The 17,306-nt window shown below is 57.5% G+C and carries 13 protein-coding genes; 12 read left to right on the forward strand and 1 reads right to left on the reverse strand.

The window, feature by feature from the left end:
• The first annotated feature begins 13 nt into the window (after positions 1-13).
• The 6 genes from I8E17_RS33495 to I8E17_RS33520 all read left to right on the forward strand — a co-directional run bounded on the left by I8E17_RS33495 (position 14) and on the right by I8E17_RS33520 (position 7,915).
• Positions 14-1,627 carry an ABC transporter substrate-binding protein gene (locus tag I8E17_RS33495; protein WP_209160017.1) on the forward strand — a complete coding sequence of 538 codons (1,614 nt, stop codon included), beginning with the start codon at positions 14-16 and terminating at the stop codon, positions 1,625-1,627.
• 97 nt (positions 1,628-1,724) lie between these two features.
• Positions 1,725-3,341, forward strand: a complete 1,617-nt coding sequence (locus I8E17_RS33500) for an ABC transporter substrate-binding protein (protein ID WP_209160018.1) — start codon at positions 1,725-1,727, stop codon at positions 3,339-3,341.
• A gap of 9 nt (positions 3,342-3,350) precedes the next feature.
• Positions 3,351-4,283, forward strand: a complete 933-nt coding sequence (locus I8E17_RS33505) for an ABC transporter permease (RefSeq protein ID WP_209160019.1) — start codon at positions 3,351-3,353, stop codon at positions 4,281-4,283.
• Positions 4,284-4,286: 3 nt separating this feature from the next.
• The gene (locus I8E17_RS33510) at positions 4,287-5,168 is read left to right on the forward strand and encodes an ABC transporter permease (RefSeq protein ID WP_209160020.1); all 882 of its coding nucleotides are present in this window, start codon (positions 4,287-4,289) and stop codon (positions 5,166-5,168) included.
• An 11-nt stretch (positions 5,169-5,179) separates the two neighbouring features.
• Positions 5,180-6,037 carry a fumarylacetoacetate hydrolase family protein gene (locus tag I8E17_RS33515; RefSeq protein WP_209160021.1) on the forward strand — a complete coding sequence of 286 codons (858 nt, stop codon included), beginning with the start codon at positions 5,180-5,182 and terminating at the stop codon, positions 6,035-6,037.
• A 36-nt stretch (positions 6,038-6,073) separates the two neighbouring features.
• The gene (locus I8E17_RS33520; RefSeq protein WP_209160055.1) at positions 6,074-7,915 is read left to right on the forward strand and encodes an ABC transporter ATP-binding protein; all 1,842 of its coding nucleotides are present in this window, start codon (positions 6,074-6,076) and stop codon (positions 7,913-7,915) included.
• A 487-nt stretch (positions 7,916-8,402) separates the two neighbouring features.
• Here the strand turns inward: I8E17_RS33520 and I8E17_RS33525 are convergent, their stop codons facing one another.
• On the reverse strand, positions 8,403-9,350 hold the full coding sequence (locus tag I8E17_RS33525; RefSeq protein ID WP_209160022.1) for a helix-turn-helix domain-containing protein: 948 nt from the start codon (positions 9,348-9,350) through the stop codon (positions 8,403-8,405).
• Between the two features lie 236 nt (positions 9,351-9,586).
• Between I8E17_RS33525 and I8E17_RS33530 the strand changes: the two genes are divergently transcribed.
• The 6 genes from I8E17_RS33530 to I8E17_RS33555 are packed head-to-tail and all read left to right on the forward strand — an operon-like array spanning position 9,587 to position 17,299.
• Entirely contained in the window at positions 9,587-10,873 is a 1,287-nt protein-coding gene (locus I8E17_RS33530) for an ABC transporter substrate-binding protein (protein WP_209160023.1), read from the forward strand.
• A gap of 16 nt (positions 10,874-10,889) precedes the next feature.
• Complete coding sequence (locus I8E17_RS33535) at positions 10,890-11,639, forward strand: ATP-binding cassette domain-containing protein (protein ID WP_209160024.1); 750 nt, start codon at positions 10,890-10,892, stop codon at positions 11,637-11,639.
• Positions 11,636-12,385, forward strand: a complete 750-nt coding sequence (locus I8E17_RS33540; protein ID WP_209160025.1) for an ATP-binding cassette domain-containing protein — start codon at positions 11,636-11,638, stop codon at positions 12,383-12,385. Before I8E17_RS33535 ends, I8E17_RS33540 begins: the two co-directional genes overlap by 4 nt.
• Positions 12,385-13,266 (forward strand): branched-chain amino acid ABC transporter permease, encoded by an 882-nt coding sequence (locus I8E17_RS33545; RefSeq protein WP_209160026.1) that lies wholly within the window; start codon positions 12,385-12,387, stop codon positions 13,264-13,266. Before I8E17_RS33540 ends, I8E17_RS33545 begins: the two co-directional genes overlap by 1 nt.
• Before the next feature lie 3 nt (positions 13,267-13,269).
• A complete protein-coding gene (locus tag I8E17_RS33550) occupies positions 13,270-14,928 on the forward strand; it encodes a branched-chain amino acid ABC transporter permease (protein ID WP_209160027.1) in 1,659 nt (552 codons plus the stop codon).
• A 52-nt stretch (positions 14,929-14,980) separates the two neighbouring features.
• A complete protein-coding gene (locus I8E17_RS33555) occupies positions 14,981-17,299 on the forward strand; it encodes a LamG domain-containing protein (RefSeq protein WP_209160028.1) in 2,319 nt (772 codons plus the stop codon).
• Positions 17,300-17,306: the final 7 nt, after the last annotated feature.

Here is a 17,306-nt window from a genome sequence, read left to right on the forward strand (position 1 = left end):
CTGGGAGGATGAAATGACGATTACACGCAGACAGCTTCTTCATGCCGGTGTAGCCGGATCGGCACTGGCCATCGTCGGGGTTGGAGGAACCCCTGCCATGGCACAGGCCAAAAACGACACCATCACCATGGCCTTCGCAGCCAGATCGCCGGTCGCGCTCAATCCCCAGTTCCAGGGTCTGCTTGGGGCGGACAACTGGGTATGCGCTCAGATCTACGACACGCTGGTCAAGACACCCGATGGTCGCTGGGCAACCAGACCGGAGGAGTTCGTACCCAGTCTGGCAGAAAGCTGGCAGGCATCTGAGGACCAGAAAACCTGGACTTACAAGTTGCGTTCCGGTGTGAAATTCCACAAGGGATATGGAGAGTTGACGGCAGACGATGTTGTCTTCACCTTCGGCCGCCACCTCGATCCGAAAATCAATACCGCCACTAAGACCTACTACAGTAATATCGCCTCTGTCGAAGCGGGTGATCCGACCACGATTATCATCAAGCTGAAACAGCCTGATCCACTGCTCAACGCCTCCAGTGTTTCGCTGCTCGCCTCGGCAATTCTGTGCAAGAAGGCATTCGAGGAAAAGGGTGATGCGTTCAATATGGACCCCGTCGGGACTGGTCCATATCAGGTGGAAAAGGTCGACAGTTCCAGTGGCGTGCATCTGAAAGCCTTTGCCGATTATTTCGGCGGTGTTGCTGCGACCGAAAACCTGCGACTTCGCTATATCGCCGATACCACGGCCAGAACACTCGCTTTCGCTTCTGGAGATGTCGACATGATCGAGGGCGTGCGTGCCCCCGGCTGGATGGATTCCATGCGCCAGCAGGCCAGTTCCACAATCTTCGATGCCACCGCGCCGGGCAGCATCAACACGCTCAGCATCAATCTGACCAAGGGGCCGCTCGCCGATCTCAAGGTGCGTCAGGCCATCCGTTACGCCATCGACACACAGGCAATCGCTGATGCGTTTGGCGGTATCGCAACGCCTATGGTCGGGCTGATCGCGCCACAGTTCCCCGGTCACGTAACTGCAGACCAGCTCCCCGAGGACGTACGTTATGCATATGACCCGGAAAAAGCAACTGCCCTGCTTGCCGAAGCGGGTCACTCGGGCGGCCTCACCATTCCCTGTTTCGTCAGCCAGCGCGAGGACTATGCGTCGATCATGCTGATGGTTCAGGAGCAGTTGCGTGCGGTAAACATCAACCTCGATATGAAAATCATCGACCACGCGACCTTCCATGCAGACAATCGCAAGGACAAGGGGACGCTGATCCTGCAATCGACGAGCTATCCGCCGGTGCCGACGCTAACGATATCCAACCTTCTCGCGAAGGCTGGCGAAACCAAGCCAGACGGTTCCGGCGGTACGAATTTCGCCCATTACGGCGTCACCAGCCCAGGCATCGATGACTTGATGCAGAAGACGCTCGCTACCGCCGACTTCGAACAGCGCATGGTGGTTGTTCAGGACATGGAAAAACAAATTCTCAAGGATTTGCCGGCCTTGGGAATGATCACGCTGTCCTACGTTGTTGCGCGAAATCCTCGTGTCGACCTCGGATACAAAGTCGAGTCAGGACCGGCATACTGGCCAATGAACAAGGCGAAACGTGTCGCATGACAACAGTGCTTTTCGGCTGCTGACAGGCAAAAAAATACCTGCCCGGGGCGAAGTGCTCCGGGCGTAAGGCAACACATAAATATAACGGGAGTGCCCAATGAAAATAACACGCAGAAACTTGCTTGCCACGGGCGCAGCCGGATTAGTGGCCGCAAGTCTTCCTGCCGTAGCGGGCGTCGCCTTCGCCCAAAAAGCAAACGACACGATCACGTTCGCCTTTGCAGCGCGTTCTAGCAACAGTCTCAATCCGCAGGAAGTGGGTCTGAGCGGGGCAGATAACTGGGTTGTCTATCAGGTATTCGACCGATTGGTGAACCTGCCCGCCGGCCAATGGGCAAACCAGCCGCAGGACTATCAGCCCGGTCTGGCGGAAAGCTGGAACGCCAGTGAAGATGCACGTACCTGGACATACAAGCTGCGCCAAGGGATCAAGTTTCATAAGGGATATGGCGAACTGACGTCCGAAGATGTCGTATTCTCGTTCCGCCGCCATCTCGATCCCAAGCTCGTCACCAATTCGAAGACGTTTTACACCAATATCGAAACTGTGGAGGCACCGGATGCAACGACGGTCGTCTTTTCGTTGAAAAGCCCTGACCCGTTGTTCAACACGACCTGTCATTCCCATGTCAGCGCGTCGATCCTCTGCAAGATCGCATTCGAGGAAAAAGGTGAGGGATTCAACAAGGACCCTATCGGTTCGGGCGCTTATCAGTTTGAAAGCCTGGATTCCAATCAGGGCATGTTGCTGACGGCTTTCCCGGAATATTTCGATGGTCCTGCCAATACGGGAAAAGTTCGCATCCGTTACATCGCCGATACGACCGCGCGCACGCTGGCATTTGCTTCAGGCGACATCGACATGATCGAAGGCGTTCGCTCTCCGGGCTGGATGGATACGATGCGCGGACAGTCCGGCGACACGATTTTTGACGCCACTGCTCCGGGCAGCCTCAACAGTCTGGCCATCAATCTTACGCGGGGCCCACTGAAGGATGTGCGGGTACGCAAGGCTATCCGTTACGCCATTGACGCGAATGCAATCGCCGGTGCTTTCGGAGGTATCGCCGTGCCCATGGTCGGTGTCGTGGCATCACAATTCCCGGGCGCCGTACGCGAAGAGGATTTACCAGCCGAGCTTCAATATGCTTATGACCCGGGAAAGGCGACCGAACTTCTCGCAGAAGCCGGGTTTGCCAGCGGTCTCACCATCCCCTGTTACGTCAGCCAGCGTGAGGACTACGCCTCGATCATGCTGATGATTCAGGAGCAATTGCGGGCTGTGAACATCAATCTAGATCTCAAAATCATAGACCACGCGACCTTCCATGGCGACAACCGGCTGGACAAGAATACGCTAGCGCTATGGTCATCGAGCTATTCGCCGGTGCCGACACAGATCATTTCCGATCAGCTGGCGAAATCCTTCGCGGTGAAATCCGATGGCACCGATGGGACCAATTTTGCCCATTACGGCACCGCAATTCCCGGCATCGACGATATGATGGACAAGGCGCTGGCCGAGCCGAACTTCGACAAGCGCACGGCGTTGGTTCAGGACATGGAGAAGCAGATCCTTACCGATCTACCGCTGCTCGGTATCGTCACCCTATCTTATGTCGTCGCCCGCAACCCGCGCGTCGATATCGGCTTCAAGGTCGAACCCGGCCCGGCCTACTGGCCGCTGCGCCACGCCAAAATCGTTCAGGCATAGGAGGCAAGCATGCCCAGTCTCATTGCCAGCAAACTGCTCGATGCCATACCGACATTATGGCTCGTGCTGACCCTCGTCTTCGTCGCCCTACGTATCCTGCCGGGTGATCCCGCGCTGGTGGCGCTTGGCGATTTCGCTACACCGGAACAGCTTGCCCTGTTCCGGGAACAGGCCGGCCTTGATGCTCCATTATGGCAGCAATATTTCGCCTTCCTGTGGGATGTCGTGACGTTCAATTTCGGCAATTCCCTCATCACCAAGGAGAGCGTGGCCGGGGTGATCGGTTACAATCTTCCCTTTACCGTCAGTCTGGCAATAGGTGCCACCGCGCTCGGGTTGATTATCGGCCTTCCGTTCGGTGTGCTTGCTGCCGTGCGCAAAAACAAGGCTCCCGATCAAGGCATGCGCGTCTTTTCGCTTGTCGGTTATGCCATTCCCGACTTCTATCTCGGCGCAATCCTGCTGATCGTGTTCGCACTTAATCTGAAATTGTTTCCGATCAACGGCGGTGGCGATGGTTTCTGGGATCAGATTTATCATCTCGCCCTGCCTGCCATCACGCTGGCAGTTCTAAAGATCGCCTTCCTCGGTCGCCTCACACGCACCGCGCTGCTGGAAGTTCTCTCGAAGGATTATGTGCGCACCGCCAAGGCCAAAGGCGCACCGCCCAGAACCGTCATTTACAAGCACGCACTGCGCAACGCGCTTCTGCCGATTGTCACGGGTCTGGGTCTGAGCCTGCTCGCCACGCTTTCGGGTGCGGTCGCTGTGGAACTCGTTTTCAACCGACCCGGTCTCGGCTCCACGCTGATCAAGGCTATCGCGGAACGGGATTATACCCTCATTCAGGGCACGGTCGTCGTCTTTGCGCTGATGGTCGTCGTCGTCAATCTTCTTGTCGATGTGCTCTACACCATCATCGATCCGCGTCTGGGGAGCTAAATCATGGTAGCTATCAATATCTCACCCGCCAGGAATGCAGGTGGAGAAAAATTCGCAGTCCTGCGAAAGCTCTTGTTCGGCAAGGTCTCTACGACAATAGCCTTCATCACGGTGCTGCTGTTTTGCATTCTGGCGATTTTTGCGCCGTGGATTGCGCCCTATGATCCGCTGAAGCAAAGCTTTCTGGCGATCAACAAATATCCATCCGCACAATATTGGCTGGGCACGGACCAGTTCGGGCGAGATGTCCTTTCCCGCCTGATTTACGGGTCGCGCACCTCGCTTCTGTTCGGCCTCATTGCGCCTGCCTGCGCTGCCGTGATCGGCACCACGCTCGGCGTGCTTGCCGGATATTTCGGAGGCATCATCGACCGCATGGTCTCCAAGATGATCGACCTGCTGATGGCGTTTCCCGAACTGCTTCTGGCCATCATCGTCGCTGCCGCGCTGGGTGGCGGCTTCTGGAACGTCATTCTGGTTCTGACCATTGCCTTCGTTCCCGGCTTTGCCCGTGTTGCCCGCGCCTCGACGCTGGCCGTGCGTCAGGAACCCTACATCGAGGCGTCGCTGGCAATCGGCGTGAAAACACCCGTCATCATCTTTCGTCACGTTGTTCCGAACATTGCAGCGCCCATCGTCCTCTTGTGGACGCTGTGGATCGCCTCGGCCATCCGGCTGGAGGCCGCGTTGAGCTTTCTCGGCATCGGCACGCCGCCGCCAAGTCCAAGTTGGGGCAACATTATCCGCGAAGGCCTAGGTAACGTGTTCGGTTCTCCTTGGCCAATAATCGGCGCGGGGCTGGCGATCACCACGATCGTGCTGTCGATCAACCTCATCGGCGACGCGGCGCGCGACATGCTCGATCCGAATTCGAGCGAAAGATGAGTGGTGGACCCATGAAACTCGTTCGTTTTGGCCCCCCCGTGGTGGAGCGCCCCGGCATCCTTGACAAAGACGGCATGATCCGCGATCTCTCCGGCCATGTGTCCGATTGGACCGGTGATAATCTTGTGGCCGACATTTTGGGTCGCGTTGCTGCAATCGACATTGCCGCGTTGCCGGTGGTGCCAGAAGGAACAAGGCTTGGTGCCTGCGTCGCACGACCCGGCAAATTCATTTGCATCGGTCTGAATTATAACTGCAACGCAAAGTCTCTTGGTCAGCCTATTCCCGATGAGCCCGTTATCGCCATGAAGCCGCTTTCGGCCATCTGCGGTGCCAATGACGGGATAGAGCTGCCGCGTGGCTCCACCACGACGGACTGGGAAGTCGAGCTCGGTATCGTCATCGGAAAGTCCGCGAAATATATCGACGAACGAAACGCTCGCGAACACATTGCCGGCTATTGCCTGATCAACGACATTGCGGACCGTGAGCTTCAGAGCAAACGTGGTGGCGATACCAGCAAAGGCCGGGGGCATGACAGTTTCGGCCCTATCGGTCCCTATTTCGTACCCGCCTCGGACATCCTCGATCCACAATCCATCGATCTCTGGCTGGAAATCGATGGGCAGCGCATCCAGAGCGGCAACACGTCCGACATGATTTTCGGCGTCGATTATCTCGTCGCCTATCTTTCGCAATTCATGACGCTTCTGCCCGGCGACATCATTGCCAGCGGCACACCGGCCGGCATCGGCGCCGGCAAGAAGCCGCCCCGCTTTTTGAGTGCAGGCCAAACCGTCCGGCTCGAAGGCACTGGTCTGGGCCAGCAATGCCATGTCGTCCGCAACCATGCAGAGCTTGCAGCTTGAAGGGCAACGATAAGAATAGAGGAGAACAAAATGCAGATGACAGCCGAGCTTCGAGCAACAGGCAGTTATGAACCGAGTACATCGACGGCGTTATCCGTAAGAAACCTCAAAACAGCGTTTCGTCAGGGCGGGAACTGGACCGAGGTAGTAAAAGGCATCTCCTTTGATGTTGCCGCCGGCGAAACACTGGCAATAGTCGGCGAATCCGGTTCCGGCAAAAGCGTGACCGGCTATTCGATCATGCGTCTGCTTGCGGAAAACTCCCGCACCGAAGGCGAGATCATGCTTGGTGGGCGCAATCTGCTTTCTGTGCCCGAAGATGAAATGCGCCGCATTCGCGGCAATGCAGTCTCGATGATTTTTCAGGAGGCGATGACCAGCCTCAATCCGGTCTTTCCAATCGGCAAGCAGATTGCTGAGGCAATCTCTTTGCATAATCCCGATATGACGCCGGAGGCAATCAAGCAGAAAGCGCTGCGTCTTATGGAGCGTGTCCGGATACCGGCAGCAACGACGCGATATGACGAATATCCGCACAATTTCTCAGGCGGCATGCGTCAGCGGGTGATGATCGCCATGGCACTCTCCTGTCGTCCGCAATTGCTCATCGCGGACGAGCCGACCACTGCCCTCGACGTGACCATCCAGGCGCAGATTCTCAACCTGATCAAGGAAATTCAGGAAGAGGAAAAGATGTCGGTCATCTTCATCACGCACGATATGGGCGTGGTGGCCGAGGTTGCTGATCGCATGGCGGTCATGTTCCGGGGCGAAATCGTTGAAACGGGCACAACGAAGGAAATATTCAAGGGTGCGCAGCACCCCTACACGCGCATGCTGCTGGACGCCGTGCCACGGCTAGGGTCGATGCAGGGCGTCTCCCAACCTGTCAAGTTTTCGCTGATCGATCCCAAGACCGGCATTCGCGGTGCACCCGACGAACCGGTCGATACGGTCAAGTCCGACAATCCGGTTCTGCAGGTCAAGGATCTCTGCGTACGTTTCGATATCCGGGGTGGCTGGTTCCGCACGGTGTCCAGTCGCATCCACGCGGTCGAGGGCGTTTCCTTCGATCTTCATGCCGGCGAGACATTGTCGATCGTCGGAGAGTCGGGTTGTGGGAAGTCGACCACCGGCCGCGGCCTGATGCGGCTGGTCAAACCGACCGGCGGCAGCGTTACCCTTGCTGGGCGCGAATTGATGTCGATGACGCCGGGCGAACTTCGCGAGGCACGTCGCGACATTCAAATGATTTTCCAGGATCCGTTCGCCAGCCTCAGCCCGCGCCGGACCGTGGGGCAAGCTATCGCGGAACCGTTCATTACCCATGGGCTTGGCAATTCCGCGCAGGCTCGCACACTGGTTGCCGATTTGCTGGAGCGGGTCGGATTGAAGCCCGACATGGCAAACCGGCTGCCGCATCAGTTCTCGGGCGGCCAAAGGCAGCGCATCTGTATCGCGCGTGCGCTCGCCCTGTCACCGAAGGTCATTGTCGCCGACGAGTCCGTGTCGGCGCTCGATGTGTCGGTGAAGGCGCAGGTGATCAATCTGCTCATGGATCTGCAACGTGACCTCGGCATTGCCTTTGTGTTCATTTCGCACGACATGGCTGTGGTCGAGCGGGTCAGCCATCGTGTCGCGGTCATGTATCTTGGCGAGGTCGTCGAGATCGGACCACGCGACAAGATCTTCGCCTCACCTGCTCATCCCTACACGCAAAAGCTTCTTTCTGCGGTGCCAATGCCGGACCCGGACAGTCGCCTCATTCGCCGGGCGGCAGATACTAGCGAACCCAAAAGCGCCTTGCGTTCGGTCGATTTTGTGGTTGACCGCAAGCCGATGACGGAAGTGTCTGAGGGACATTTTGTGCAAAGCTGAACTCTGCTCTCGCCAAAACAAGTTCAATGTTCGGATCCTATTACGGTAAAATCTTTTGTCGCTGTATGGGCTGTAAATCAAGGGGGTGTGAAGCGATAGCTCCTGTGCACATCGTTTGCATATATATATCGCCGATTGGGCGCCTTTTTGGGGTCGGAACAAGATGGGGTGGTTGCCGTCCTCTCCTCACGGCATTGCAATTTGCCAAGATGATGTGGTTGTAGCCCACAGGACGGAGAAGACGGCAACCACCCCATCTTGTTACGACCCCAGAAGAGGCCTTTGACGAAAATTGATGCAAGGCTGCCGAGATCGCCGACCAAGCCCGCCATTCCAAAGGCCAAGTAGTTGCTTGGGTTAGAATTTCAGACAGACAGAATCACTGAACTGGAGAGTCGGCGGTTTGAATCCTTTCAAGGCGATGTAATTGAACACAATAGTCGAATTCGCGACCCGAGCGAACCAAATGCTACCGGCGAAAAGCCTATTACTTGAAATCCCGCGGACTTGCGCCGAAGCGCTTCTTGAACCGAGATGAAAAATGCGCCTGACTGACAAACCCACAGCTATATCCGATTTCGCCCAAGTTGATCGGTCGGTTTGACGTCCTGGCATGTTGCAACAACCGACAAGCTTCCATCAGCCTGATTTCCATCACCACGTCGCCGAATGTTGTGCCATGGTGATGGAAGACGCGGTGAAGATATCCAACCGATATGCGGTGCGCTCCTGCGACGCTTGTGGGACTGAGGTTGGGATCGCGAAATTGGGTGCGCATAAAGGACATCAGCCGGTCATACATGACCGAGACCAACGATTGACGGTCCCTCGTCATCAAATCGTCTTCGGAGCGCGTTTCTATCATCAGGCAGAGAAGGTCGGTCAGCATCTGCTCCAGCTTCATGCTGTCGCCGCCGCCGTCAAACTTCAACAACTGAGCTCCCATTTGCGCGACTACGGGCACTAGGAACGGGTTTGCAAAGTTCTTAGTGCCGCAGATATCGTCAATCTTGTTCACACGTGATCGCAAATCGGTGCAAGAAATTTTGAGAGTTACGTTTTCAGATTGGTCAGGCACATCGATCATGTATCCCTCGGCAGAATTCAAAAGGAAAACGCTTCCTGGCAGCACGACGCCTGCTCGTCCGTTTTGCTCGAACGCCATTCGCTGACGTGTGGGGAACAGGAATACGAAGTTCTCCGACTTGTCACGCTGTGCCGCCGACTTGTGCCGAACCACTTTTTGAGCATCTGCTTTAAATTGCGACAGACCAATCGATGGAAATTGCACTTCATAAAGTTCGCCCCGGACCTTGTCTGCCGATAACGGGACGATATCCAAGTCGTAATACACGGCAGACATGTATTCTTGCCAAGCATTGAGTTTTTTTGCGTTCTGGAGTTGTTCAGTGTTGTAATGATGGACAATTGGCATGATAGGCACCCCGCCTTTAAACCATGAACAGTCACAGTATGTCGCAATTCCGACGCAAGGAACATGCCGCTTCCAAAAGTCGTTAGACATGGGCCTTTATAGTTCACTCTCGGAACAAAATGCGGTCTGTCTCAGGCAATACGCAGCCGCGTTGCCGCGATAATGTTCCCTCCACTGCAAAAATGCAACGCTGGCTCCAAGCTGGGTCAGTTGCAAGGAAATAGGGGACTATTCTCATGCTGAATGATATTTCGCGTCGCACTGTCCTGAAAACGCTGTCTGCCGGCGTTGCGGCCTCGACCTTTCCATCACCCTTCGTGCGCCGCAGCTTTGCGGCCGATCCGATCCTGTTGGGTCTGCCGGTCTCGCAGACGGCCATGGCTGGTGTGGCAGACCATCAGGACTATCTGAACGGAACGACCCTTGCTCTTGAGGAGATCAACGCGGCGGGCGGCGTTCTCGGACGCGAGATCAAGCCCGTCGTCGTCGATTTCGACGTGCTGTCGCCCGAAAGTGGGCGTGTCGCGGTTAACAGCCTTGTCGATGCCAAGGTGCATGCGATGTCCACGGCGTTTACGTTCACGCCAATTCCGCTAGCCGATGCTTCCGCAAGCTACAAGGCGCCATTGCTGTGGGGCCTAACGCAACGCGCGATGGCCGATGCCCTGGTCAAGAACCCGGAAAAGTACCGTCATATCTTCCAGACGGACCCGTCCGAGGTCCATTATGGCTATACCTTTCCGATGTTCCTGCAGACCATGCAGGACAAGGGCGTCTGGAAGCCGAAGAACAACGGCGTCCATATCGTTCAGGAGCAGATCGCCTACAACCAGACTATTTCGAAATGCCTGCAGGAGGCGCTGCCAAAGAGTAAGTTCGAACTCGCTGGCATTACCGATATCCAGTACCCTGTACAGGACTGGGGTCCGGTCATCCAGGACATCAAGAAGATCGGCGCTGGCGCCGTGATGATCGACCATTGGGTCGCGGCCGAATATGCAGCCTTCGTCAAGCAGTATCAGGCCGATCCTTTGGAAGGCACGCTCGTCTACCTGCAATACGGCCCGTCCCAGCCGGAATTCCTCGAACTCTCCGGTCCCGCTGCCGAAGGGTTCGTCTGGAGCACGGTGCTTGGCGTCTATGCCGACGAGAAGGGCAAGGCGTTTAGAGAGAAGTACCAGAAGCGGTTCCCCGGCATCATGGGCCTTTGCTACACGGGCAACGGCTACGACACGACCTACTATCTCAAGGCGGCCTGGGAAGCGGTCGGCGATCCCTCGAAGTTCGAGGCGGTCGCCGACTGGATCCGCACCAATCCCTATCGTGGCGTCTGCGGCTACATGAGCATGGGTAACGCGTTCCAGGAATGCGCCCACTATCCCGACAACGGCTATGACGTCACGGCGACGGAGCTGGATAGGGGCATGGCCCAGCTGTTCTTCCAGGTGCAGGATGGCGAGCACAAGATCATCTATCCCGACGCGCTGCAGGAAACCGAACTGCGCGCTGCACCATGGTGGTGATCAGGGAGTGGTGAGCATGGTCTTGAACAGCCCCCTCGGCGCCCTTTTCGCCTGCGAGAACATCACACTCGAACTTGGTGGACGCCAGATTCTCAACGGCGTCTCCCTCCATGTCGATCCCGCCGAAGTGCTCGGAATCATCGGCCCGAACGGCGCTGGAAAGACCAGCCTGTTCGAGGTCCTGTCGGGACGCATGCAGCCGAAATCAGGGCGGGTGATCTTCGATGGCCGGGATGTCACGTCTTTGCCATTGCAGAAACGCGCAAGGCTGGGACTTGGACGGACGTTCCAGACGCCCGTCGTTCCCGAGGAACTGACAGTGGCCGAGGTGTTCAAGGCCGCGAGACAGGCCTTTGTGCCGTATCTGACGCCGGATGATGCCGAATGGGGCGCCGGACTGGTTGGCTTCCATGAGCCCGGCAACACGATCGCAGAACGCCTCGACACGCTGAACCGGCGTAAACTGCTCATGGCATGTCTGCTGATGCGGCGTCCGAAGCTGCTGCTGATGGACGAGCCGGCGGCGGGTCTGATCAATTCCGAGATCGACGAGCTGGACGAGATCATGCGGGTTCTGGCCAAGGAACTGGGCATCGCCATCGTCATCGTCGAGCATCGTATCGAGCTTCTGGAAACCATCGCCGACCGGGTGATGGTGATGGATGCGGGCGACGTGATCTCGCAAGGCTCGCTGGCGGAGGTACTCGCCGACCCAAGGGTGAACGAGGCCTATTTCGAAACTGTCAGGGACGAGGCCGCAGCATGACGACGACAATCACCGCGCCGCACATTACTCATCGCGAAATTTTGAATGTTGGCGGGCTTTCCGCCGGATGGGGGCCGATGCGCGTTATCCACGACCTCGATCTGAAGGTCTATGCGGGAGAACGCGTTGGTCTCGTCGGCCTGAACGGCCATGGCAAGTCGACCCTTTTCCAGGCAATCGCCGGACTGACCGGCTGGCAACGCGGCTCTATTCTTCTGGACGGACATGAGGTCGGACGAACCCGAAGCCAGGGGCCGGGACGCTATACCCACCATATCGTGCGGCGGGGTCTGGCGCTTATCCCGCAGGGCGACGAGATCTTTCACGGGCTGACGGTCGAGGAGCATCTGGATAGCGGTGCCTTCACCCCCCGTGCGTGGTCGGAGCGCAAAAAGCGCAAGCAGGGAATTCTGCAGATATTTCCGCCACTGGAAAAACTTATGGCAACGCCGGTCGGACGGCTCTCGGGAGGCGAGCGACGCATGGTTTCGATCGGTCGCGGCCTGATGGCGGATGCAATCCTTTTTCTTGTCGATGAGCCGTCACTCGGCTTGGCGCCGAAGATCGGAAAGTCGGTGATCGAGGCGCTGATGGCGGTCGAACTCGGCGATAGCGCAATGGTGATTGCTGAGCAGAACGTGGCGCTACTCGAGGGCAAGGTCGATCGGATCATCGGCATGCATGCCGGAAAACTCAAGGGCGAGGCATCGGTCATGAAGAGGCTCACCGGACATGGAGCGCATTGATGGATTTCGGTTTCATCGTTTCCAACGCCCTGACGCTCGCCTGTATCTACGGCACAATCGCTATCGGCATATCGCTGACCTGGTCGAGCCTTGGCCTCGTCAACATGGCCTACGGCTTCATCTTTGCCCTTTCCGGATATGGTGCCTGGCTTGCAAGCGTCTATCTTGCACCATTTCCGCCGCTTGTGATGGCGGTGGGTATTCTTACAGGTGCCATTGGTGGAGTATTCGTGTGTCTGGTTGCGTTCATTCCCGTCCATGACAAACCAAACTTTCCGATCCGCGCCCTGATTGCGACCCTCGCGATCAGCCTTGCTGGCAATCAGGTCCTGCTGTGGATATTCGGTCCGCGGGCCAAATCGTTGCCGCAACTGTTTGGACGCGGGAAGGTTGAAATCTTCGGCGTAGTTCTGACAACCGACAAGATTGGCGCATCCCTGTCCGCTATCGTTCTTCTGTCGCTGATCTTGCTGTGGATGCGCTCAAGCCGTCGCGGGCTGGAAATCCGCGCCATGATGATGAACCCGCATGCCGCCGCTATCGTTGGCATCGGCGTGCGCCGCACAGCGATTTCCGTCATGGCATTGACGGGGGCGCTTGCCGGTCTTGCAGCCGTGCTTCTGGCGCAGACCTATTATGTGGCACCGTTCAGCGGCATCACGCCGATGGTCAAAGGCTTGAGCATCGCGCTCGTCGGTGGGCTGGGCAGTGTGCCCGGCGCTGTGATCGGGGCTGTTCTGCTGGGTTTCAACGAGGCGCTGACATCGTCACTCCTCGGTGGCCAATATGTTCTCATCACCCAGTTCCTGCTGATTATCGTCATTCTTCTGTTCAGGCCGCGCGGCATTGCCGGGATCCTCGACAAAGCACGGGAGGCCTGAGCCATGACCGACGTAACGAGCAATCCACCACCCGTCTGGATCGATCCGCTTGGATGTTTCGATCCAGAAAAGGAAACACGCGAGGTCGAGACCAATTCCTGGGCGTCCCACCAGTCGACCTGGAATGAAACGACTTCCTTCAAGCCCAAGATGCACAAAGTCGGTCGCTTCAATTTCTTTTATAAATGGCCGGGCCATGGCGCAAGCGTCTGGCATCGCACCCGATACTGGCCGACACGCAGGCGCATGCTCAATATTTCCGGCGGCTATAATGCAAAGACCATGCGCCGCGAGAAGACCATTCTCGACAAGCGGCCGATCTGGTGGTCGATGGCCTTCGTGCTGTTTCTTCTGATGCCTTTCCTGGTGCCTGCTGGCTCCTGGAACACGGTTATGACGGCCATGTCGGTGATGGGCATCTATGGGGCTATCAACCTCTGCTGGATGCTGGTCATCGGAACTGCCGGTATATTTTCGCTCGCCACCTATGCCGTGGTCGGAGCAGCGGCCTACGGCTCGGCCTATGCTGCGATCCAGTTCGGGCTGCCGTTCTGGACGCTGCCGCTGATGGGTACGGTCATCGGTCTCGCCTTCGGCGCCGTCATCGCCTTTCCCGCCATGCGGCTGGATGGCTTCTATTATGCGTTGCTGACCTTGGGTGTTGTCGAACTCTGCCGCGTCTATGTGGTGCAGTCGCGGCAACTGGGCTCGGCCACAGGCGGGCTCTATGGCGCGCCAAGCTACCTGCCGCACAGCTTCGGGCAGCATGGTCAACTCCTCCTGGGCTACTATGCCTGTCTGGCGCTCCTGCTCGCTACCTTGTTCGTCTACCGCTTCGTCAACGGCAAACGGCTTGGCCGGGTCTTGCGGATGGCGCCGGAAAAGAAGGAGGCTTTCGCGCAAGCTGTCGGTGTCGATTACCTGCGCGCCCGCGTCTGGGTATTCCTGATTTCTTCCGCAGCGCTCGGCTTCATCGGCGGCTTTTACGCCATCCATTTCGGCGGCGCTTCCCCCAATCTGTTTTCGTTCGACACACTACTTCTCTCTCTTGCCATGCTGGTTATCGGCGGCATTGGACGCTCGGAAGGCGCGGTTGTCGGAACCATCATCGTCGTCTTCATCGACCGGGTGCTGATTGATCTCGGCCCGCTGCGCTTCATGCTGATCGGTTTCATCATGCTGATGGTGGTCCTGTTTCTGCGCGGCGGCCTGTTCGGCATCAAAGACCAGTTTCGAACATGGCGCGCCAAGAAGCGCAGTGAACGCCGCGCAACGCGCGCGGAGAAAGGTGGAGAAATGCTCCCCGAGGAAGCCACCGAAATCCACGACAAGGACCAGATCTACTTCCGCCGCTTCGACAAGATGCAGCGCGATTTTCTCAAGCGCCTGATCTCCGATGCTGTGATCGAGGAACACAGGACGCGTCCACTCGGTCAGCATTCGGAAGCACTGGAACGGCTGCTCAACTATTTTCGGCGGCGGGGGCAGATCGACAAATACGCGATCATGGTGATCGAGGAGTTCAAGGCCTACCGCATCGTAGCACTTGCCGGCCATCGCGGCACGGCTCCACGGCTTGTCGAGGACCAGACCTATACGACGCCGGACGAAGCCTATCACGCGCTGTTCCTGCGCCGCGTGCAGGACCTGCTCGAAACCTGAACCGACAATCGCTGACGCTATGACGCAGAATTTTTGAATGGAGTGCCGGTCCATGGCCGAACAGAAAATCTTTGGTTACGCAGACAAGATCTCGGTACGGCCGGGCGATGACATCGGCTTCTATGTACATGCCGACGGTACGACCAGCGTCGAGGCGCAGCTTGTCAGGTTGGTGCATGGGGATATCCATCCGGCCGGACCCGGCTACAAGGAAGAGGAGATCGCGAGTGTTGAAAATGGCAGCTGGACCGTACGCAAACAATTCACCCAGGTCGGATCCTTCTTGACGGTCGATGATCCGGCAGGGCATTTGGCGCCGAAGGGCAGTTTCACGCTCGCGGCTTTCATTTACCCGAACAAGCCGGGCGGGGGAGAGCGGCAATGCCTGATGGGACGCTGGGATGCCTACAACAACCGTGGCTACGGGCTCTGGATCAATCCAGCGGGGCTGCTGGAATTCGGTTATGGCGACGGCCGTGAGGTCGACTATGTCGATGCCGAGGTGCCGTTGATGAAAAGCCAGTGGTACTTCGTTGCGGCCACCTATGATGCGTCCACCGGCAATGCGACGCTCTATCAGGAAAGTGCCAGCACACGCTACAATAGCCTAATCGGCAAGGTGGCAGGGATCGATTTCCGCTCGCATGTGTGTGAAACGTTGCGGTTCAAGCCACTCAATCCGCCGGATGTCACGTTCCTGTTGGCGGCGGCGCAGGACTGGCATAGCTTGCGTGGTACTTTCAAGACGCAATGCTACAATGGCAAACTTGACCGCCCGGCCGTGTTCAACCGGGTGCTGTCGCGGGAGGAACTGGACGCTTTTCGCGCGTCCGGAAAACCGCCTGCGAATGGATGTCTCGCCGCCTGGGATACCTCGATCGGCTACACCGACAAGGGCATTGGCGACCGGGTGATCGATACAGGTCCTTATGCACTGCATGCCGAGGGCTATAACCGGCCGGTTCGCGGACAGACCGGCTTCAACTGGGCAGGCCGCAATGATTGCTTTCGTCTGGCACCGGGTGAATATGGCGGCATCGAATTCCATGACGATGCGATCATCGATTGCCGATGGGAGAAAACCAGATCCTTTAGCGTGCCGGATGTGCGCTCTGGAGCATATGCCTTTCGCCTGCGCATCGGTAACGGCAAGGGCTTGCGCGAGGAATACATCCCCTTCTTCGTGCGCGCCAAGACACCGAAGTCGAAAATCTGTTTCCTCATTCCCACCAGCAGCTATCTCGCCTATGCCAATGAGCATCTGACCTTCGACGCCGAAATCATGCAGCCGCTGGCCGGCCAGTCGCCGATCATTTCCGAGGTGGACATCGAACTTTACCAGACGAAGGAATTCGGGCTGTCGCTTTATGATCATCATGCCGACGGGGCAGGGGTGTGCTATTCGTCCTATCTCCGGCCCATCCTCAATATGCGGCCGAAGGCCCGCATGTCGTCGATGGGTGTCACCTGGCAGTTTCCGGCAGATCTCTCGGTCATCGCCTGGCTTGACCATTTGGGTTACGATTACGAGGTGATCACCGACGAGGACGTGCAGCGCGAGGGCGTCGCGGCACTGAAACCCTACACCGTCGTGCTGACCGGCACCCACCCGGAATATGTCTCCGAAGAGCTGATGGATGCGACGGAAGACTATGCGGCCGATGGCGGCCGCCTGATCTATCTTGGCGGGAACGGCTACTACTGGAATGTTTCCTACAGGCAGGACGAGCCCTGGTGTGTCGAAGTGCGCAAGCTCAATTCCGGCATGCGGGCATGGCAGGCCCGCCCGGGTGAATATTATCTCGCGACGTCGGGGCAAAAGAGCGGCATCTGGAAAGATCTCGGTCGTCCGCCGCAAAAAGTCCTCGGCGTCGGCTTCATCTCCGAAGGCTTCGATTCCGCGCGCCCCTACCGCCGCATGCCGGATAGCTGGCATCGCCGCGCGGACTGGATGTTCGAAGGGATAGAAGGTGAGATCCTCGGCGATTTCGGTCTTGCCCATCATGGTGCTGCTGGTCTCGAAATCGACCGTTACGACCTCACGCTCGGGACGCCACCACACGCCCTGATCGTTGCCTCGTCCGGTGGCCATAGCGACAATTATCAGACCGTCGTCGAGGAGGTTCTCTATCCCTATCCAGGCCTTATGGGATCCTATGACTACCGTATTCGCGCCGACATGGTGTATTTTACCACGCCGGAAAACGGCGCGGTGTTCTCCACTGGCTCCATCGCCTTCAGCCAGTCACTCCCTTACAATAATTTCGACAACAATATCTCCAAGCTGCTTGGAAATATCCTCACGACTTTCTGCAAAACTGGAAAACTGCCGGGCTCGAACTGGACGTTGGAGGAAAAGCAGTGGCGCTGAGCGGGAA

It is taken from the genome of Rhizobium sp. AB2/73 (genome assembly GCF_020871915.1).
Classification (GTDB): domain Bacteria; phylum Pseudomonadota; class Alphaproteobacteria; order Rhizobiales; family Rhizobiaceae; genus Rhizobium; species Rhizobium dioscoreae.